The organism is Pseudoxanthomonas sp. (assembly GCF_027498035.1).
GTDB lineage: Bacteria > Pseudomonadota > Gammaproteobacteria > Xanthomonadales > Xanthomonadaceae > Pseudoxanthomonas_A.
The window spans coordinates 2,804,282-2,824,606 of sequence record NZ_CP114978.1 but is presented as its reverse complement, the minus strand read 5'-3'; the positions used below and the strand labels follow the sequence as shown (position 1 = coordinate 2,824,606).

The 20,325-nt window shown below is 66.3% G+C and carries 18 protein-coding genes; 5 read left to right on the top strand and 13 right to left on the bottom strand.

The window, feature by feature from the left end:
• Positions 1-2 precede the first annotated feature (2 nt).
• Entirely contained in the window at positions 3-1,205 is a 1,203-nt protein-coding gene (locus O8I58_RS12225; protein WP_298316321.1) for an efflux RND transporter periplasmic adaptor subunit, read from the bottom strand.
• 146 nt (positions 1,206-1,351) lie between these two features.
• Here O8I58_RS12225 and baeS point away from each other — a divergent pair, with 146 nt between their 5' ends.
• Both baeS and O8I58_RS12215 read left to right on the top strand, forming a co-directional pair.
• A complete protein-coding gene (gene baeS / locus O8I58_RS12220) occupies positions 1,352-2,734 on the top strand; it encodes a sensor histidine kinase efflux regulator BaeS (protein ID WP_298316318.1) in 1,383 nt (460 codons plus the stop codon).
• Positions 2,731-3,420 carry a response regulator gene (locus tag O8I58_RS12215; protein ID WP_298316315.1) on the top strand — a complete coding sequence of 230 codons (690 nt, stop codon included), beginning with the start codon at positions 2,731-2,733 and terminating at the stop codon, positions 3,418-3,420. The genes baeS and O8I58_RS12215 overlap by 4 nt, the downstream gene beginning before the upstream one ends.
• A 6-nt stretch (positions 3,421-3,426) precedes the next feature.
• Here the strand turns inward: O8I58_RS12215 and O8I58_RS12210 are convergent, their stop codons facing one another.
• On the bottom strand, positions 3,427-4,335 hold the full coding sequence (locus O8I58_RS12210) for a LysR family transcriptional regulator (RefSeq protein WP_298316311.1): 909 nt from the start codon (positions 4,333-4,335) through the stop codon (positions 3,427-3,429).
• A 122-nt stretch (positions 4,336-4,457) separates the two neighbouring features.
• Here O8I58_RS12210 and O8I58_RS12205 point away from each other — a divergent pair, with 122 nt between their 5' ends.
• Complete coding sequence (locus O8I58_RS12205; RefSeq protein ID WP_298316309.1) at positions 4,458-5,195, top strand: SDR family oxidoreductase; 738 nt, start codon at positions 4,458-4,460, stop codon at positions 5,193-5,195.
• Between the two features lie 28 nt (positions 5,196-5,223).
• Positions 5,224-5,436, top strand: a complete 213-nt coding sequence (locus O8I58_RS12200; protein ID WP_298316306.1) for a tautomerase family protein — start codon at positions 5,224-5,226, stop codon at positions 5,434-5,436.
• 163 nt (positions 5,437-5,599) lie between these two features.
• On the opposite strand, the gene O8I58_RS12195 is transcribed toward O8I58_RS12200, so the two are convergent.
• The 5 genes from O8I58_RS12195 to O8I58_RS12175 form a co-directional block, all read right to left on the bottom strand.
• Positions 5,600-6,733: an MFS transporter gene (locus tag O8I58_RS12195; RefSeq protein WP_298316303.1), complete on the bottom strand. Its 1,134-nt coding sequence runs from the start codon at positions 6,731-6,733 to the stop codon at positions 5,600-5,602.
• 26 nt (positions 6,734-6,759) lie between these two features.
• Positions 6,760-7,815, bottom strand: coding sequence for a LacI family DNA-binding transcriptional regulator (locus O8I58_RS12190; RefSeq protein WP_298316300.1), 1,056 nt, complete (start codon positions 7,813-7,815; stop codon positions 6,760-6,762).
• A gap of 281 nt (positions 7,816-8,096) precedes the next feature.
• The gene (locus tag O8I58_RS12185) at positions 8,097-8,852 is read right to left on the bottom strand and encodes a glutathione S-transferase family protein (RefSeq protein ID WP_298316298.1); all 756 of its coding nucleotides are present in this window, start codon (positions 8,850-8,852) and stop codon (positions 8,097-8,099) included.
• 179 nt (positions 8,853-9,031) lie between these two features.
• Positions 9,032-9,883 (bottom strand): formyltetrahydrofolate deformylase, encoded by an 852-nt coding sequence (gene purU / locus O8I58_RS12180; RefSeq protein WP_298322945.1) that lies wholly within the window; start codon positions 9,881-9,883, stop codon positions 9,032-9,034.
• A 46-nt stretch (positions 9,884-9,929) separates the two neighbouring features.
• On the bottom strand, positions 9,930-10,352 hold the full coding sequence (locus O8I58_RS12175) for an XVIPCD domain-containing protein (protein ID WP_298316294.1): 423 nt from the start codon (positions 10,350-10,352) through the stop codon (positions 9,930-9,932).
• A gap of 253 nt (positions 10,353-10,605) precedes the next feature.
• On the opposite strand from O8I58_RS12175, the gene O8I58_RS12170 reads away from it, so the two are divergent.
• Positions 10,606-11,949, top strand: a complete 1,344-nt coding sequence (locus O8I58_RS12170) for a mechanosensitive ion channel family protein (RefSeq protein ID WP_345781310.1) — start codon at positions 10,606-10,608, stop codon at positions 11,947-11,949.
• 190 nt (positions 11,950-12,139) lie between these two features.
• Here O8I58_RS12170 and O8I58_RS12165 read toward each other — a convergent pair whose 3' ends face one another.
• The 6 genes from O8I58_RS12165 to O8I58_RS12140 all read right to left on the bottom strand — a co-directional run bounded on the left by O8I58_RS12165 (position 12,140) and on the right by O8I58_RS12140 (position 20,020).
• Complete coding sequence (locus O8I58_RS12165; protein ID WP_298316291.1) at positions 12,140-13,399, bottom strand: gallate dioxygenase; 1,260 nt, start codon at positions 13,397-13,399, stop codon at positions 12,140-12,142.
• Between the two features lie 74 nt (positions 13,400-13,473).
• The gene (locus O8I58_RS12160) at positions 13,474-14,733 is read right to left on the bottom strand and encodes an MFS transporter (protein WP_298316288.1); all 1,260 of its coding nucleotides are present in this window, start codon (positions 14,731-14,733) and stop codon (positions 13,474-13,476) included.
• 119 nt (positions 14,734-14,852) lie between these two features.
• A complete protein-coding gene (locus O8I58_RS12155) occupies positions 14,853-15,875 on the bottom strand; it encodes an amidohydrolase family protein (protein WP_298316286.1) in 1,023 nt (340 codons plus the stop codon).
• Positions 15,876-15,908: 33 nt separating this feature from the next.
• Positions 15,909-16,964 (bottom strand): 4-oxalomesaconate tautomerase, encoded by a 1,056-nt coding sequence (locus O8I58_RS12150; RefSeq protein ID WP_298316283.1) that lies wholly within the window; start codon positions 16,962-16,964, stop codon positions 15,909-15,911.
• Entirely contained in the window at positions 16,957-17,628 is a 672-nt protein-coding gene (locus tag O8I58_RS12145; RefSeq protein ID WP_298316281.1) for a 4-carboxy-4-hydroxy-2-oxoadipate aldolase/oxaloacetate decarboxylase, read from the bottom strand. The genes O8I58_RS12150 and O8I58_RS12145 overlap by 8 nt, the downstream gene beginning before the upstream one ends.
• Positions 17,629-17,743: 115 nt before the next feature.
• Positions 17,744-20,020, bottom strand: coding sequence for a TonB-dependent receptor (locus O8I58_RS12140; protein WP_298316278.1), 2,277 nt, complete (start codon positions 20,018-20,020; stop codon positions 17,744-17,746).
• Between the last annotated feature and the right edge of the window lie 305 nt (positions 20,021-20,325).

Genomic DNA, 20,325 nt, shown 5'->3' with positions numbered 1-20,325 from the left:
CCTCAGTCGGCCTTGGCGGAGTCGGCCTGCGCCGCCGCAGGCGCCGCGGTCGCGGCACCGGCAGAGGAGGAGGCACTGGCCACCGTGACCACCTGCCCGGCGTTGACCTTGCTGCCGCCATCGACGATCAGCCTGTCGCCGGCCTTCAGGCCTGCGGTGACCACCCACTGGTCCTTGGTCGCCAGGCCGGTCTGCACCACCTGCTCGACCACCTTGCCGTCGCTGCCGACCAGCTTCGCCACCGCCTCGCCCTTGGTGTTGCGGGTGATCGCGCTCTGCGACACCAGGATGGCGTTGTCGTTGATCGCCATCGGCAGTACGGCGTTGACGTACATGCCCGGCAGCAGCAGGCCGTCGGGATTGGGGATGACCGCGCGCAGGGTGACGTTGCCGGTGCCGGTGTCGACCGAGGTGCCGACGAACTCCAGCGTGCCGGTGTGGGCGTAGGTGCTGCCGTCTTCCAGGGTGATGCTGACCTGGGCCTTGCCGTCGACGGACTTGAGCGCGCCGGAATCGAGCTGCTTGCGCAGCGCCAGCAGCTGGGCGCTGGACTGGCTGACGTCCACGTAGATCGGGTCCAGCTGCTGGATGGTGGTCAGTGCGGTGTCCTGGCTGGCGGTGACCAGCGCGCCCGGCGTGTAGGTGGAGGTGGCGATGCGGCCGCTGATCGGCGCGGTGATGTGGGTGTAGTCCAGGTTGATCTTCGCGGTCTGCAGGGTGGCCTTGGCGGCGAGCACGGCGGCTTCGTCCTGGCGCAGCGTGGCGATGGCGTCGTCGCCATCCTGCTTGCTCACCGCGTCCAGCTTGACCAGGTTCTGGTAGCGCTGCGCCTTGGGCCTAGCCGACTGCACCGCCGCTTCGGCCTGGGCCAGGTCGCCACGGGCCGCGTCGTAAGCCGCCTGGTAGGTGGCCGGATCGATCTGGTACAGCACCTGGCCTGCCTTGACCTCATGGCCTTCGGTGAACAGGCGCTTCTGGATGATGCCGCTGATCTGCGGACGCACGTCCGAGGTCATGTAGGCCACCGTGCGTCCCGGCAGGGTCTGGTCCATCGCCAGGCGCTGGGTGGACACGGCCTGCACGCCGACGGTGGCTTGCGGCTGGGCGGGGGCTTCGGATTTCGAACACGCGGCCAGGCAGCCCGCCAGCATCAGTGGCAGCACCAGCGGGCGCAGGGAAGGACGGCGGTGAGGGAGGGTTGGCATGCAGGCGGCACTCGGGTTTTTTTCCAGGCTGCCACTGTGCCCTGAAAATGTGCAGCAAATATGGAGATTGTCGCGAGGTGCTTGCTTTGCCTGACGCGGGCGTCACTAATGGCCCGGTCCACCGCTGCGCAAGTCCCGCCGCCCGCATGAAATTCGGAATCACTGCCAAGTTGTTCTGCGCCATGCTGGCCGCCTGCGCGGTGGTGCTGGTGGTCAACGGCGTGGCCACCCGGATCGTGTTCGAACGCGGCTTCATGGGCTATCTCAACGACCAGGGCACCGGCCGCATGGAGCACCTGCTGCCGCGCCTGGAAGCCGAATACCGCAAGCACGGCAGCTGGGAATTCGTGCGTGGCCAGCCCGATGCATGGTTCACGCTGCTGCGCCCCAGCGAGATCGATGCCAGTGACCTGGAACTACGCGCACCGCCGGTTTCGGACCAGAGCGGCGCGGTGTTCCGCTTCGCCCTGCTGGATGTGCACGGCCAGCGGGTGATCGGCAATCCCGACATCGGCAACGAGGACGTGCGGCGCGCGATCGTGGTCGACGGCCGCACCGTGGGCTGGATGGCGATGGTGCCGTTCCAGCGCGTGCTGGCCGCCAACGAACGCGCCTTCATCGAACAGCAGCAGCAACGCTGGTGGGCGATCGGCATCGCCTGCGTGCTGGTGGCCGCCACGCTGGCCTGGCTGCTGTCGCGCGCGCTGCTGCGCCGGTTGCGCGGCCTGGCCACGGCGACCCATCGCCTGTCGGCCGGCGACTACGCCACGCGCATCGAAGCCGGGCGCGACGACGAGATCGGCGGCCTGGCGCGCGACTTCAACCGCATGGCCGATGCGTTGGACAGCACCGAGCGGAACCGGCGCGCGTTCATGGCCGACATCTCCCACGAACTGCGCACGCCGCTGGCGGTGCTGCGGGCGGAACTGGAAGCCATCCAGGACGGCATCCGGCCGATGACGCCGGCCACGCTGGCGCCGCTGCAGGGCGAGGTGCAGCAGCTTGGCAAGCTGATCGATGACCTGCACGACCTGGCGCTGACGCAGTCCGGTGCGCTGGCCTACCAGCGCAGCGCGCTGGACGTGGGCGCGGTGCTGCGGTCCACGCTGGATGGCATGCGCGGCCGTTTCGCCGGTGCCGGCCTGGCGGTGATGGCGCCGGACGACGGCGCGCCGCTGACGTTGCTGGGCGACGAACGCCGGCTGCAGCAGCTGTTCGCCAACCTGCTGGAAAACGCCCTGCGTTACACCGACGCCGGGGGAGTGGTCGCCGTGCAGGCGCAGGCTGTGGATGGCCAGGCGCGGATCGTGATCGAGGACAGCGCGCCAGGCGTGGATGCGGACAAGCGGATGCGCCTGTTCGAGCGTTTCTACCGTGTGGAAGGCTCGCGCAACCGGGCCAGCGGCGGCAGCGGCCTGGGCCTGGCGATCTGCCACAACATCGTGCTGGCCCATGATGGCGTCATCGCCACCGAGCCTTCCGCGCTGGGCGGCTTGCGTATCGTGCTGACCCTGCCGCTGGCCGCATGAACATACCGACCGACAGCGCCGGTTCCGTGTTGGTCGTCGAGGACGAACCGCGCCTGGCCGCGGTGCTGCGCGACTACCTGCACGCGGCCGGCTATCACAGCGAGTGGGTGGCCGATGGCGCGCGGGTGATGGAGGCCTTCCACGCGCGGCGCCCGGACCTGGTGCTGCTGGACATCATGCTGCCCGGCCGCGACGGCGTGGACCTGTGTCGCGCCATCCGCGCGATCAGCGACGTGCCGGTGATCATGGTCACCGCGCGGGTGGAGGAGATCGATCGCCTGCTTGGCCTGGAAGTCGGCGCCGACGACTACATCTGCAAGCCCTTCAGTCCGAAGGAAGTCATCGCGCGCGTGGGTGCCGTGTTGCGACGCTATCGACACGGCCAGTCCAATCCACCGGTGGCCGGCCTGGCCATCGATGAAGCGGCGACGCGCGCGCTGCTGCATGGACAGGCGCTGGACCTGACCGCGGTCGAATTCCGCCTGCTGCGCACGTTGCTTGGCAGCCCGGGCCGGGTGTGGTCGCGCGAACAGTTGCTCGATCACCTGTATGCCGACCACCGCGTCGTCACCGACCGCACCGTGGACAGCCACGTCCGCAACCTGCGGCGCAAGCTGCTCGAGGCCGGCCTGGAAGAAGACCCGATCCGCTCGATCTACGGCATGGGCTACCGGCTGGAAGCCTGAGCGCGCTCAGCCCTGCGGATCGCCCAACGCCTCTGCATACACCTGCGTGACCCAGTCCACGAACGCGCGCACACGCGGCGGCGGGTGGCGGCTGGGCAGCAGCAGGTGCACGGGGATCGGTGGTGGTGCCCAGTCGGCGAGCACCTGCACCAGCGCGCCACTGGCCAGTTCGTCGGCCACGCCCAGCGGCGGGATCTGGATCAGGCCATGGCCGTGCACCGCGGCGGCGACGTAGTTGCGTGATTCGTTGACCTTGAGCCAGCCGCCGATGGGGAAATCGCGCGGCTGGCCGTCGATGAGGAACGCAAACGGATAGCCGATGTCGTGGTTGGGCGCGAAGAAGCCCACTGCCTGGTGCTGCGCCAGCTGCTCGGGATGCACGGGCGTGCCATGCGCGGCCAGGTACCCCGGGCTGGCGCAGACCACTTCGCGCAGCGTGCCCACGCGCCGCGCCACCAGCGACGAGTCGCGCAACGGCCCACTGCGCAGCGCGCAGTCCACGCCTTCGCGCACCAGGTCGATCAGCCGGTCGCCGCTGCTGATCACCAGCGCGATGTCCGGGTAGCGCGCATGGAACTCATGCAGGCGTGGCAGCACCAGCTGGGTCGCATGGCTGCCGTGCATCTCCACGCGCACGCTGCCGCGCGGACGGGCCGCGACATTGCGCAGCGCGCCTTCGGCTTCCTCCAGGTCGGCCAGCAGGTGCACGCAGCGCTCGTAGAAGGCCTGGCCGTCGACGGTGGTGCGCACCTGGCGGGTGGTGCGTTCCAGCAGGCGGCTGCCCAGGCGGGCCTCCAGCTGCTTGATCGCATGGGTGGCGGTGGCGCGCGGCAGGTCCAGTTCGGCTGCGGCACGGGTGAAGCTGCCCAGCTCGACGATGCGGACGAACAGGTGCAGCGAGTCGAAGCGGTCCATGGTCGCCATTGTTGTCCCAGATTGAATGGTTCTGGCAACTGGTGCGGATTTATCCAGCCAGGGCCAATAGCCAGACTGTGCCCATCCCGCCGGCCTGGCCGGCACACGATGAGGACTTCGCCATGCACCCTTCGACCAAGACCGCGCTGGTAACCGGCGCTTCCCGCGGCATCGGCCGCGCCATCGCCCAGCGCCTGGCCGCCGACGGTTTCAATGTGGTGGTTGGTTATGCCGGCAACGCGGCCAAGGCAGCCGAGACCGTAGACGCCATCACCGGTGCCGGTGGCCAGGCCATCGCCGTGCAGGCCGACGTCGCCGATGCGGCCGCGGTGGACGCCCTGTTCGCACAAACCCTCGCACGCTTCGGCCGCGTCGACGTGGTGGTCAACAGCGCCGGCGTGATGGACATGGCACCGATCACCACCGACAGCCTGGACAAGTTCGATGCGATGGTCGCCACCAACCTGCGCGGCGCCTTCCTGGTGCTGGCCCGGGCCGCGCAGCACGTGGCCGAGGGCGGCCGCATCGTCGCGCTGTCGACCAGCGTGATCGCCAAGTCCTTTCCCAACTATGGCCCGTACATCGCCACCAAGGCCGGTGTCGAAGGCCTGGTGAAGGTGCTGGCCAACGAGCTGCGTGGGCGCAACGTGACCGTCAACGCCGTCGCGCCCGGGCCAACGAGCACCGAGCTGTTCCTGACCGGCAAGAGCGAGGAACAGATCGCCCAGCTGGCCAAGCTGCCGCCGCTGGAACGCCTGGCCACGCCGGAGGACATCGCCGCGGTGGTTGCCTTTCTCGCCGGTGCCGATGGCGGCTGGGTCAACGCCCAGGTGCTGCGCGCCAACGGCGGCTTTGCCTGATCCATCCCCACAACCTAGGAGTTTTGTCATGCCGTTTGCCAACTACAAGTTCCCCGAAGGCATCCTCGATGCCGCGCGCAAGGAAGACCTCATCCACCGCACGACGGCGCTGTTCGTCGAATACTTTGGCGAAGGCGTGCGCCCCTACAGCATGGTCCTGGTCGAGGAAGTCGCCGACGGTGGCTGGGGCCGCGCCGACGAAACCCTCACGTTGGCGAAAATGGGATTGTCCAAGGCCTGATCCATGGCCGCGATCGTGCGCGGCGCGTGTGACGGACTGGGGACTTGCCCGCTGGTGCACGACCGAGGCGATGCACGAAGACTTCGTCGTCAGGCCCTCGCGGGTGTTCATCGGTGGCTGCGCGGCGCAGGCGCTGGCGACGCGCGTTCGACAGAAGGGTGTTTTAGTTTCCGATCCTGAGCCAGGGTGCGCACAGCGCCACCGCGAACAGCGCCATCGCAACGCCGACCAGGGCCAGGACCAGGCTTGATCCGTACGCCACAAAGCCGATCAGCGCCGGTCCGGCAAGCACGCCGGCGTAGGCCATCGTGGTCACTGCGGGGATGGCGATGCTCTCGGGCATGGCCCGCTGCAGGCCGGTGAGGGAGAACAGCGCCGGCACGACGTTGGCGCAGCCCAGTCCGATCAGCGCGTAGCCCACCAGCGCGACCTGCCAGACCGGAGTGAGCGTGGCGACCAGGAAGCCCGCGCCCCCGAGCATGCCGCCGAGCACGATCGAGCGCGTACGGCCGAAGCGTTCGACCAGTGCATCGCCCAACAGCCGGGTGATGGTCATCGCCAGCGAAAAGACGACGTAGCCCAGGCCGGCATGGCCCGGATCGACCTGGCGCACCTCGGTCAGGAAGACCGCGCTCCAGTCCAGCACAGCGCCTTCGGCGAGGAACGCGACAAAGGCCAGCAGGCCGATGAGCAGCACCACGCCCTTGGGCACTGCGAACGTGGGTGCATCCTGTTCGACCCGGTCGCTGCGCCAGTGCCGGAGCGCGACGGCGGCCAGCGCCACCATGGCGACCACCGCAAGCAGCGCGGCGAACCACGGCTGCAGCCGCAAGCCCAGCATCAAGGTCATGAGCGCTGCGCCGACGAAGCCACCGATGCTGTAGAAGGCGTGGAACCCGGACATCATCGTGCGTCCGCTTTCGCGCTCGACGGTCACGGCCTGCACGTTCATCGTGCAGTCCATCGCGCCCATCGCCGCACCGAACACCAGCAGCGTGGCACCCAGCCAGAACGGCGTGGCCACCAGCGCCAGCAGCGGCAGCATGGCCAGCATCAGCAAGGTGCTGGCCACCATGACGTTCCTGCAGCCCTGCCTGGCGGCCAGCACGCCGGCCACGGGCATGGCGACCAGCGAACCGATGCCCAGACACAGCAGCACGACGCCCAGGGTCGCTTCGTCCATGCCGGTGCGGTGTTTTGCAAACGGCACGATGGTGGCCCAGACGGCGGTGACGAATCCGGGGATGAAAAAGGCGATGCGGGTGGCGTGTTGCTGGGACTTCGGGGAAGAAAGCATGAGGGAATGGACGTTCGGGAAGTGCCTTATCGGCGGGTGCGGGTGGCCTGGAGCGCGGACGTCGAGTCGCGGGTGACAAGGGCGTGGGGGTGGATGACCTCGCGCCACGACGGCATCGCCGCGCACGTCAGCGCATCCAGCAGCAGGTCCACCGCAGTGGACGCCATCTGCGCGATCGGCTGCTGCATCACGGTGAGCGCCGGCCAGGCGCGCCTCGCGGCGGCCGTGTCGTCGAACCCTGCAACGGACAGCGCGCCCGGCAGACGCAGCCCCGCCTGCTGCGCGGCCCACTGCGCACCCATGGCCATGTCATCGTTGCTGGCCACGATCGCCGTGGGGCGCGGTGTGCCCGCAAGCATCCTGGCGGTGGCTGCGCAGCCTGCCTGGAACGTGAAATCCCCGGCGATGACATGCGGCTTGCGCACGGGCAGGCCAGCACGCGCCATCGCATCCTGATGGCCGCGCAGGCGTTGCCCGCTGTCGCCGTGGCCTGCGGGGCCGGTGATGAAGCCGATCTGTCGATGTCCCAATTCGATCAGATGCGAGGTGAGCTGATCGGCTGCCTTTCGATTGTCGATCCTGACCGTATGCATCTGGTTCAAGGGACCGGCTGCGGCAAGGGCGACCGCGGGGATGCCGAGTCGGCCAAACACGGGCGAGTCGGCCAGGCACTCGGCGAACGGAGGCACCAGGACCAGCGCCTCGGCCCCGCCTGCCAGGGCCTGGGCCACCAATGTCTCGGCATCGGCGGTCAGGACGCCTGCGGTATCGCGAACCAACAGTTGTGTGCCGCGTGCGTTGGCGGCGTTGAGCGTGGCCAGCAGTACCTCGGTCAGGAAAGGCGTGCGGGTGTCCGGATACAGCAGGGCGATCCGGGTGCCGGACGCGCCGGCCAGGCGCCTGGCTTCAATGTTCGGCACATAGCCGGTCTGGGCAATGGCCTCCCGCACGCGCTGCCTGGCTTCGGCGCCGACCTTGCCGGTCCCGTTGATGACATTGGACACGGTCATGGTCGAGACCGCAGCAATGTCAGCCACGGCCTTGAGCGTCACTGCGCTGGAACTGCGATTGCGCCTGGCCACTGGACACCGCCGCCTCGGTGAAAGAATGGCGCGCAGGCTAGGGAGGTTTATCGCTAAACTCAATGCCGCGAAACGTCGGGCGATTGCGCGTGCCCAGCCCGGGCGTCAGGCGATGGCAGCCGCCCCGGACCTGTTGCAGGCAGCGGGCAGGTCGGGCTCCATCGGGCCTTGCCGGCGTGGCGTGAAGGCAGGCTGGCCTGCCGCACGCTGTGTGACTTCATGGGGCATGACAAGCGCGATGCGCGTCGTGAGCTGGAAGCGCACACGAACATGCACACCATTCAATCCAGCCGCATCACGCCCTTGCGTGGCGTGCTGGTGCCCAGGGTGTCCTGCGTGACCGGTTCGCCCAGTTCACGCAATACGGTTGCCTGTTCGGTCAGCGGCACGCGGGCGATGGTGTCTTCGATCTTTGCCAGGCGTACGAACTCGGGCAATCCGAGCGTGCGCCGCAGCCAGGCGGCGGTCCGCGGCCAGCGCGCCGCGTCGACCTCGAAACGCACGAGGCCGGCATTGCGGAAGAAGCTGGCGATGGAGAGGTCGGCGATGGACAGCGCGCCCAGCAGATACCCGTCCTGCGGCATCTGCGGTTCCAGCCAGTCCAGGCACGCCGGCAGGTCCACATCGCGCGCGTGGTTGAACGATGCTTCGTCCAGGTCTTCCTTGAACAGGAAGCGCTTGGGCCCGCGCTGGTAGAACATCTTCGCCACGATGACTTCGCCCAGGCGCGCGTCGGCGTATTCCTCCAGCCAGCGCGCCTGGGCGCGTTCGCCGATGTCGGCCGGATACAGCGACGGCGTGGGGTGGCGGTCTTCCAGGTACTGGCAGATCACGCTGGAGTCGTTGATGACGCGCGGCCCGTCGATCAACACCGGGATGCGGCGCAATGGACTGAGTTTCTCGAAGTCATCGCCGCCCAGGAACGGGGCGATCGGATCGATGGTGTAGCGCAGGCCCTTGATGCCCATGCACACCAGCACCTTGCGCACGTAGGGCGACAGGTAGCTGCCCACGATGTGATAGACCGGCTTGCTCATGCATCCCTCCCGGGTGCGTGTGGAAGCACGATGCTAACGGCTGCTGCACCCGGGCGCGGTGCTGGCCGCGTGCGATCAGCGGCGACGCTTCTCCAGCAGCAGCTTGATGCCCACCGCCACCAGGGCCAGGACCAGCCCGGCGGCCAGGGCCAGCAACGCGAGCAGCAACCAGGAGGCCATCAGCGGAACACCACGGTGCGGTGGCCGTTGAGCAGGATGCGGTGTTCGACGTGGCGGCGCACCGCGCGCGACAGCACCACCGATTCGATGTCGCTGCCCAGGCGGACCAGGTCGCGCGGGGTCATGGCGTGGTTCACGTGGGCGATGTCCTGTTCGATGATCGGGCCTTCGTCCAGGTCCGGAGTCACGTAATGCGCGGTGGCGCCGATGATCTTGACCCCGCGCGCGTGCGCCTGGTGGTACGGCTGGGCGCCCTTGAAGCTGGGCAGGAAGCTGTGGTGGATGTTGATCGCGCGCCCGGCCAGCGCGGTGCACAGCTGCGGCGAGAGGATCTGCATGTAGCGCGCCAGCACTACCAGGTCGATGCGTTCGCGTTCGACCAGCGCCAGCAGTGCGGCTTCCTGTTCGGCGCGGTTGTCCGCGTTCACCGGCAGGTGGTGGAAAGGCACGCCGTAGGAGTCGCTGAGCGGGCCGAAATCGGCATGGTTGGACGCGACCGCGGCGATCTCGACCTTGAGCTGTTTGCTGTGGGTGCGGAACAGCAGGTCGTTGAGGCAGTGCCCGTGCTTGCTGACCAGCACCAGCAGGCGCGCCTTGGCGTTGGCGTCGCGGATCTGCCAGTCCATCGCGAATTCGGCGCCCAGCGGTGCGAACCGTTCGCGCAGCGCCTCGGCATCCAGCGCCTGCGGCAGGTCGAAATGCACGCGCAGGAAGAACCGGCCGGTGTCGGCATCGCCGAACTGCTGGGCATCGGAGATGTTGCAGCCGGCGTCGAACAACAGGCCGCTGACGCGGTAGACGATGCCCGTGCGGTCAGGGCAGGAGAGGGTGAGGATGTGGTCGCGGGGCATAGGCACGGGATTTTAAGGCCCGGCGCCCTGCTTGCGGCCAATCGTTTCAATCGTCGTCTTGTTCGTCCTGGCGGTGCTTGCGTCGATGGCGGCGGCGCGCGTTGGCCGCCTCCAGCCGTTCCAACGATTCGGCGACCGGCGTTTCCACCGCTTCCTGGGTGGTGATGAAGGCGCGCTTGTGGCCTGGATCTTCCAGCCGGCCCTGCACCAGGAACACATGTTCGCCCTGTTCCACCAGGCCGATATGCCGGCTCAGCACCACGTGATCCACGCGGCGGAAGCCCTTCTCGCGGGCCAGGGGCATCAGCCGGGCGATCATCCGGGCGCTGGTGTCATCGGGTTCACGACCGACTTCGGCATCGAGCTGGTGCACGCCGCGCGCGATCTGTTCGTAGAGCCGATGCTCGGGATGTTCCGGATGGTCCGGTCCGATCACCTCCGAGGAATGCGCCTGGGCCTCGGCGCTCACGGTCGAAGCTCCGGCCTGGACGGGGTGCGGCCTGGACGATGAAAGCGGAAATGCATGTGTCCTCCAATGACACGGGCGAGCGTGGGCACCTTATCCGCAGTGTGCGTCCTGGCTCAAGGACGCACGTCCGGGTCTGGCGACCGCGCCGTCGTCGCACCCGAGGCTCTACCATGTCGCCCCCATGCTCCCCCTTGCGGGTGCCTGAAGCGCAGGCACGTGCGGGCAGCGCAAGACATCGAACGAGAAACGCCTGATGGCAATCCCCAAGACCGGCGTGCAGGCCGACCAGTTGCTCCTGGACGAACGACTCAACGCGCTGCAGCGGGTGCTGGCCCCTTATCCGTGGGCCTACGACCTGAGCATGGTGGGGCTGCTCCTGCTGCTGGCATGGCTGGCCAACTGGGTGACGAAACGGGTGTTGCTGCGCACCCTGCGGAAGCTGCTGACGCGGTTGCCGTGGTGGGGGAAGAACGGGGGCGACACGTCCGAAGGCGGCAAACCCCTGCGCCTGTCGATGATTCCGCGCCTGGCCAACGTGGTGCCGGCCCTGGTGATCCAGGCGGGACTGGGCTGGATCCCCGATCTTCCGGCCAAGCTGCAGGAAGTCCTGCGTGCGTCCTGCCAGGCATGGATCGTGCTGACGGTCGTGCTGGCCATCTCCAGCGCATTGAACGTCATCAATGTGCTCTATGAGCGCCGTGCCGATGCTCGCAACAGGCCCATCAAGGGTTTCCTGCAGATCATCAAGATCGTCCTGTTCGTGCTGGCCGGGCTGTCCGTGGTCGCCACCCTGTCCGGCGTGACCTTCACGCATATCGTGACCGGGCTGGGGGCGGTGATGGCGGTGCTGATCCTGGTGTTCCAGGACACGCTGCTGTCGCTGGTGGCCAGCGTGCAGATCAGCAGCGACGGACGCGTGCGGGTCGGGGACTGGATCGAGATGCCCAGCCAGAACGCCGACGGCACCGTGACCGACATCGCCCTGCACACCATCACCGTGCAGAACTGGGACATGACCATCTCGGCGATCCCCACCAAGAAGCTGATCAGCGAATCGTTCAAGAACTGGCGCGGGATGTACGCCTCGGGCGGCAGGCGGATCAAGCGCGCGCTGCACCTGGACCAGCACAGCGTGCGCTTCCTGAGTGACGAGGAAGTCGAGCGGCTGCGCCAGTTTCCCCTGCTCAATGCCTACGTCGAGGACAAGCACAGCGAGTTCCAGGCCTGGAAGGCGGGGTTCACCGAGAAAGGCATCGCCCCGACCGTGGAACGGCGGATCACCAACCTCAGTGCGTTCCGCGCCTACGTGGACCAGTACCTGAAGCATCATCCGCGCATCAAGCCGGACATGCTGCAGTTCGTGCGTGAACTGCAGCCGGACGCCAACGGCCTGCCGATGGAGATCTGGTGCTTTGCCAGCGAGACCGGAATCATCGGTTACGAGAGCATCCAGGCCGACGTCATCGACCACCTGCTGGCGGTACTGCCATCGTTCGACCTGCATGTGTTCCAGGTCTCCAGCGACGCCATGCTGATGCGCGAGGCCGAGGGCAAGCAGCTGGACCGCAAGCACATTCTCGCCGCGATTACCGGCTGAGCCCGCGCTGCCCGCGCATTCCCGGCCGGTACGGCGATGGCTGGTTCGCACAGCGGCCCCGAGCGCTGTGCGAACAGGAACCGGTCGCGCAACATCAGGGTCAGTCAGCCGTCTTCCAGCAGGCCGCGGACGATCAGCACCAACCCGGTGTCGCGCCTCCTTCCTGGCGCACGTCACGCAAGCGTGGGTACTACTTGCGTGCGACGGAGTAGAGGACCTGCTGATTGCGGGTTTTCTGGAACTCTTCCAGGCTCTGCCCACGCATGGCGGCGTAGATATGCAGGTTGGAGACACCGACGACTGCGCCGAGTTTTTCCAGCACGAAAAAGCTGGCCCCGTACTGGATCAGTGCGCGCCAATCCACGTCGCGCAGCATGGTGCGCTCCTGCTCCGATAGCCCGCCTTCTTCGAACAGCGCCTCGCGGTCGGCCAGGAAACGCTCGCGCCAGGCCGGCACAACCAGGCGGTGCAGGAACCGGTTGAGCCGGTAACCCTTGCGGCTGCGCAGCAGGTCGAAGGGATAGCTGCCCTCGAGATCCTCCACCCCGCTGAGCTGGGAGTGCACGTGGAGGCGGCGGCGCTCGCTGACTTCCGGCGTAGGCGTGCGGGCCTCGTTCTCCAGGATCAACGTGCCAATGGCGGTCATCGATGGCAGGTAATAGCCCTGGTGGAGCTTGTTGACCCGCGCCGACAATGCGCCACGCATGATCAGCCACATGACAACCTCCGAGCCTTCAACCCCGCCAAGGCGCGCGTACTCAGCCGTCGTCATCTCGGTCAGTGGCTCAGGATCGTTGACCAGCATGTCCAGGAACTGCTCGTCCCAGGCGGTGTTGTTGAATCCGCAGCGCTCGCCATGGACCTGGTGCGACAACCCGCCGGTGGACACGATCGCCACCTTGGTATCGGACGGATAACTCTCGATCGCACGGCGCAGCGCCTGGCCCAGGCGGTAGCAGCGACGCGCCGTCGGCACGGGAAACTGGATCACCCCGACCTGCAGCGGCACGATCCTGACCGGCCAGCCGCCCTGGGCATCATGCGGCAGCAGCGCCGAGAGGGGCGAGAACAGGCCATGGTCCAACGGGCGATCCTGGAAGAAGGACATGTCGAACTCATCGGCCACCAGGCTCATGCCGATGTGCGCAGCCAGCTCCGAATCCCCGCCAACGGCAGGCAGGTCACGCGGCAGCCCGCCCTCGTCGGCGACCTCGTACTTGTCGTCTATGCCCAGGCTGAAAGTGGAGTAGTGGTCGAAGAAGAACGAGGTGGCGTGGTCGTTGAAGATATACAGCAGCACGTCGGGCTTGTTCTCCTCCAGCCAGGCGCGCATCGGCGCGAAGCTTTCGAAGATCGGCTTCCAGGCCGGGTCCTCGCGCTTGTCGTGGTCGACCGCAAAGCCGATCGTCGGAGTGTGCGAGACGGCCAGGCCGCCCAAAATTTTTGCCATGTCTGCTGATTCCTACACAAGAACGGGATGAAACGACCGTGGGTAGCGTCCTGCCGATGCTGCACGGCAAGCCATCAAGGCCTGGCCCGCCTCTCGCCTGGCCGCGGCCGGTTGCCGACCATCGACGTGCCGGCCAGCAGGGCAGGGATGCACAACAGTGCAATCACGCCACTGGCCCCCAGCGGAGTGGCAAGCAGCACCCCCCCCACCGACGAGCCCACGATCGCGCCGAACCGACCCACGCCCAGCATCCAACTCACGCCGGTACCGCGGATCAGGGTTGGGTACAGTATCGGCGCGTGTGCATTCAGGCCGGTCTGGGCGCCGCTCATGCAGAAGCCGGCGGCGGTCACCAGTGCGATCAGGCTGAACCCCTCCTGGCCAAACACGCCCAGCAGCACCAGCGAGACGGCACCAGCCGCATAAGCCCCTGCGATCACCCTGCGCGGCGTGGTCCGGTCCATCAGCCAACCGACCAGCAGCGCCCCGGCCGTTCCGCCGATCTGGAACATCGCGGTGACCACTGCGGCGTGACCGAGGTCGATGCCGCGCGCGCCGAGCAGGGTCGGCAGCCAGCCTGTCAGCAGATAGATCACCAACAGGCCCATGAAGTTGGTGATCCACAGCTTCAACGTCAGCGACGTGTATCCATTGCGGAAGAGCTGGCCGGCCCCCGGCTTCTGCACGGTCGTCTCGTTGCAGACAAAATGCGTGTCCGGGGCGAAGCTCCCCCCGTAGCGTCGCAGGACCGTGGCGATGCGGGCGTCGTTGCCCTTGCGAAGCGCCAGGAAGCGGATCGATTCGGGAAGCAACAGGAACAGCACGAACACCATCAGCAGCGGCAGCACCCCGGCGAAGATCAGTGTGCCCTGCCAGCCATGGGAAGGGATCAGCCATGCGCTGATGAAGCCGCCGCAGCCCGAGCCGAGGTTGAAGCCGGTGTACATCAACGTCATCAGGAAGCCACGACGACGCGAGGGCAGATACTCGCAGAGCAAGACGTTGGCAATCGGCATCGCTGCACCAAGCCCCATGCCGGTCAGGAAGCGCAGCACGGCCAGCGCTCCGATCGAATTGGCATAGGCCGATAGCAAACCGAAGATGCCGAAGCACGCCACTGCGCCGAGCAATATGCCCTTGCGACCAAAGCGATCGGCGCAGGGCCCCGCAGCCAGCGCGCCACAGGCAAGCCCGAACATGGCAGCTCCCATGACCGAGCCGAAGACTGCCGGGGTGATGCTCCAGTCGTGCATCAGGGCCGGTGCCACGAACCCCATGATCGCCGCGTCCAGGCCATCCAGGACCGCCACGATGAAGCACAGGGCCAGGATCAACCACTGTCCACGGCTGACCGGCCGGCTATTGATCCACTGCTGCAGGTCTACGATCGATTGCGATGATGCACCGGGCAGCAGCGGGGCCGAGGATTCGAGCGAAGCGGTTCCGTCAATCATCACAGGCCCCGACGCGTCAGCTGTGCATCCAGCCGCGGGTACACCCGACGGGCGTTGCCTTCGAACACCTTGCGCTTGTCCTCCTGCGGGATGTCCAGCGCATCGATGTAGCGCTTGGTGTCGTCGAAGTAATGCCCCGTCTGCGGGTCGATCCCGCGCACCGCGCCGACCATCTCCGAACCGAACAGGATGTTGTCCACGTCGATCACCTCGAACAGCAGGTCGATGCCCGGCTGGTGGTAGACGCAAGTGTCGAAGAACACGTTCTTCATCACGTGTTCGGACAACGGCGGCTTGCCCAGCATGTCGGCCAGGCCGCGGAACCGCCCCCAGTGATACGGCACCGCGCCGCCACCGTGCGGGATGATGAAGCGCAGCTCAGGGAAATCCTTGAACAGCTCGCCCTGCAGGAACTGCATGAAGGCGGTGGTGTCGGCATTGAGGTAATGCGCACCGGTGGCGTGGAAGTTGGCGTTGCAGCTGCCGGAGACATGCACCATCGCCGGCACGTCCAGCTCGACCATCTTCTCGAAGAACGGATACCAGGCCTTGTCGGTCAGCGGCAGGCCGGTCCAGTGGCCGCCGGAGGGGTCGGGATTGAGGTTGCAGCCGACGAAGCCCAGTTCATTGACGCAGCGCTCCAGCTCGGAAACCGAATGCTCGATCGACACGCCCGGCGACTGCGGCAGCTGGCACACGCCGATGAAGGTCTGCGGGTACAGCTGCACCACGCGCGCGATCAGGTCGTTGCAGTGGCGGGTCCACTGCTGGCTCACTGCTTCGTCACCGACGTGATGGGCCATGGTGCTGGCGCGCGGCGAGAAAATGGTCATGTCCGCACCGCGCTCACGCAACAGGCGCAGCTGGTTGGATTCCACGCTCTCGCGCAGTTCGTCGTCGGAGATGGCCGGGTACTGCGCCGCGGGCAACGATGGATCCTTGAAGTGCGCGACCTGCGCCTTGCGGAAGGCGTCGTGGCCCGCAGGTGCGGTCGTGTAGTGACCGTGGCAATCGATGATCATTGAAGTTGATTCTCTGGTATTGCCTGGGAGTGTTCAGCCGAACAGCAGGCCGTCGAACAGCTTTCGCGCGGTGCGCAGGGTCGCTGCCCGGGTGACCGATCCGGCCGAATCAATGTCGAGCACGCATGTGGCCGACCCGCTCGGATGTTCAACCGCCAGTGTCTTGGAGAAGCCCTGTGGGACCTGGGCCAAATCATGGGCTGGCGTGTCTTCAAGCAGGCAGGCCGTGGCCACCGTGACCGCACCAAGCACGCCGATCGAGGCATGACACCGGTGAGGGATGAAGGAGCGCACCTTGATCGCGCCGCCGCGCGTCGGCGCGCAAACCAGCATCAGCTTGGGCACCGACTGCTGCCGGACATCGCCCAGGTTCATCAGCGGGCCGGCCTGGAGCCGGATCGATTCCAGCCGCTTCTTCAGCACGATGTTCTCGTCCAGGGCGTTCGGCTCCTCGCTCCCGGTCACGCCCAGATCCTCTGCGCGCAGCACGACACAGGGCATGCCGTTATCGATCAAGGTGACCTGCACCCCATCAATCAGGTCCACCGCCCTCCCGGTGGGGAGCAGCGCTCCGCAGGAAGACCCCGCGATACCCGCAAAGATCAGCGGAACCGGCGCGGCGGTGCCCGGGACGCCGTCGATGCTGGCATCGCCTGCGTACGTGACGTGGCGGTCAGGCGTCTCGACAATGGCCGTGGCGAACGTGCCGGTGTTGACCATGAAGATACGCACCTCGGTCCGGCCGCACGCCGCCTCAAGCAAGCCGCGTTCGATGGCGAAGGGCCCGACTCCAGCCAGCAGGTTGCCGCAGTTCTGCGCGTCGCTGACCAATGCCTGGTTCACGAAGACCTGCAGGAACAGGTAGTCCACGTCTGCGTCGGGACGGTCCGAACGCGAGACGATCGCCACCTTGGATGTCAGTGGGTCCGCCCCACCGATGCCGTCGATCTGGCGAGGGTCGGGGGAGCCGAATGCGCGCAGCAGGAATGCGTCGCGTGCGCTGGTGTCCGCCGGAAGTTCCTCCCGTAGGAAGAAGGCGCCCTTGGACGTTCCGCCGCGCATCCACATTGCCCGCACTGCCTCAGACATAGCGCAATCCCTTGGCCGTCAATCGCTCACGCATGCCATAGATGTCGAGTCCGAGCTCGCCGCGGGCCAGTCGTTCGCGCTTTTCCGCTTCCCTGGCCTCCCGCTCCAGGCCATTGGCCAGCACCGAGGCGGCTTGCTCGCGGGCAACCACGCAGACGCCGTCGTCGTCGGCGACCACGACGTCTCCCGGCCTGACCAGCACGCCAGCACAGACCACGCTGACATTCACCGAACCCAGTGTCTCCTTGACGGTGCCCTGCGCATGGATCGCCCGGCTCCACACCGGGAACTTCATCTGGGTCAGGTCGCGCACGTCGCGGACGCCGGCATCGATGACCAGCCCGCGACAACCGCGTGCCTGGGCCGAGGTTGCCAGCAGGTCGCCGAAATAGCCGTCCGTGCAGTCGCTGGTGGGCGCGACCACCAGCACGTCACCGGGCTGAAGCTGCTCGATGGCGACGTGCATCATCCAGTTGTCTCCCGGGGGCACGGAGACGGTGACGGCAGTTCCAGCCAGGCGTGCGCCGGCATAGATCGGCCGCAGTCGCTGGTGCGCCAATCCCGCCCGCCCCTGGGCCTCATGGACCGTGGCCACCCCAAGCTGGGCCAGCCCATCTACGGTCGCCGCATCCGGCCGCTGCACCTTCGTGATCACAACGGGCATCTCAAGCCGCTCCCTCAGATTGCGGAATCCTCCAGCAGCGACCGACCGTCCTGCATCGAGGTGCTGTTACAAACGCGCGAAGCAATGGAGGCTTCATGTTGTTCCCTTTACCTGGTCAAAAATCGGCACTGAAACGCAGCCCGTACATACGAGGCTGTGACACGGCGATCGTCGTGGCGTTGGCGATGGAGGAGCTGTAGGTGTTGACCTGACCAATCATCTGCACATCGTTCTCGATGTTGTTGACGAATGCCTGCAGGTTCCATGAGCGCCCGGCCGGATACCACGTCAGGCTGGCGTCGCTGCGCGTGTAGTCGTCCTGGGTCAGTCGGACCGGTGTGGTGAAGTCGCTGACCAGGTACTTGCTGCTGTACTTGGAGTACAGGCGCAGGCGCAGTTCGTCGCCACTTCCCAACATGAAGCTGTGGTTGAGCGCGACCGAACCGACGAACTTCGGTGTCTTGTCGATGGCCGTCCCCGACCAGTCCACGTCCTGGTTCACGCCTGCCATGAACTCCTTGAACTCGGTGTGCTGCCAGGCGGCAGTGACCACCACGTTGGTGTTGGCCGAGAAGTCGAAGGTCGCGTCGTTCTCCCAGCCATACATCTGCGCTGGCACGGTTCGGGTGAAGATGACCGTGCTGCCGGAGATGTTGACCAGGCTGCTGACCTGCATCTTGGAGTAGTCGTAGTAGTAGACGGCCGAGTTGAGGCGGACCGCCTGCCCGAACTTGCCTTTGTAGCCAGCCTCATAGGCAAGCAGTTCCTCGGGCTCGTAAGTGCCCATGCTCAGGGTGACCGGATCGAAGTCATTGAAGCCGCCAGCCTTGTAGCCCGTGGCGAGGGAGGCGTACCAGAGGTCATCGGGCGTTGCCTGGTAATTGAGGCCAAGCCTCCAGGTCGATTTATTCGCTTTCTGGTAACCGTCAGCAGAAGGACCGATGCAATCCTCGGGTGCCACGCAGGTGCCACCGGAGGCGTCGGGCCAAGGCCCTGCGCCTGCCGCGAACGTGCCGACACGCCGGACTTCATCGGACGAGTAACGCGCGCCGGTCACGACGCCCCATCGATCATTCAGGTGCCACGTCGCCTGGGCAAACAGGCCACGCGAGGTGTGTACCGTGTTGTTGACCGGGTCAATGCTGTTGATGCTGGCTTCGTAGCTGGGATCACTGACCGGCGCGGTCCAGTCGTGGTCGCTTTCGTGGATGTCTTCCCGGTAGTAGTTCAAGCCTGCGACGTAGTCCACGCGTCCCGGGTCGGTGTTGGATAGACGCAGCTCATGCGAGTCCGTGTTGACCTTCCCGGCATACTGGCCCCAGCCATAGAGTGACTGGAACCCAGCGGGTGGTCCCTGGTAGTTCGCATCGGGATTGTTGTTGGATGAACTGAAATCGTTCGCTTCGAAATGATGCCGGGCGCCCACCCATGTCAGGGTCGCACCGCCGAAGTCATAGCTGACATCGGTGTTGAAGTTGAGGAAGTCCTCGTCCTGCTTGGATTTGAAGGGATTGGGCAGGATATGCAGTTTCGACGAGCCACCGGCATTGAGCATGTCGACGACGGCCACGCCCGGACCGGTACCGCCGACATGGCCGCCGGTCACGTTGACCAGTGCCCGCAACTGATCGTTGGGTTGCCACAGGTAAGACAGGCGGGCGGAACGATTGCTGGTGTCGTTCTTGGCATCCTGTCCGGCTGCGCTCGTGTAGAACCCTTCGGATGCATTGCCATCCACGGGCTTGAGCCAGCCATCCTGTTCGTTGACCGATCCGGCGAGGCGAATGGCCATCGTCTGCCCGATCGGCAGGTTCAGGCCGAACTCGACCCGGCGCGTGTCGTAGTTGCCTGCCTCCAGCTGGACGCGTCCAGAGGTCACGCCCAGCTCGGGCTTGCGCGTAATGACGTTCAACGCGCCCCCGGTCGAGCTCTTGCCGTAGAGCGTGCCCTGCGGTCCGCGCAGCACTTCGATGTGATCGATATCGAAGAACGAAAGGCCCTGGATTGCCGGGCGCCCGATGAAGATTCCATCGACATTGAAGGCAATGCCTTGCTCGCCCTTGGACGTGGTGTCGGTGGTGGTGACGCCGCGGATGGCGACGTTCACGCCGAACAGGTCGCGGCCCACGGTCACGCCTGGTACCACCTGTTCGATGTCGCTGACACTGGTCACGCCAAGTGCGTGCAGCTGGTCGCCTTCCAGCACGGAAAGCGCCACTGGCACTTTCGATGGCGGCTCGGCGCGCTTTGTGGCGGTAACCGTCACCTCTTTCAACGTGACGGCATCGTTTGTGGATGCGTCAGTTGACGGGGCCTGCTGGGCCGATGCATCGGCCTGGACAATGGCGAACCCGATGGCAAAGGCCAATGCGGACTTACGGTACTTGGTCATGACACCCTCCCGAGGCGGACCGTGTTGCGTGGTGTGTTGTCGATGTAGGAACTGGTTCTGCCGCAACCTGCTTCCGCGCCACCCGACGCGACGTCGCTTGGCTCTCGTACCGGTGCAGGAGGATGGGCGTTGTGTGATGCCGTGTTATTCCGATGACGGGCGACATCGTGTCGCCGGCTTGTGCGGCTGACCATTCATTTGTTCGGCCAGAGGCATAAGAAATCGCTATAGACCTGCAGGGTCGTCTTGACCTCGGAATGCAACGGCGCTTTCATTTGCCCGCACCATTCATGCGGTGTGCTTGG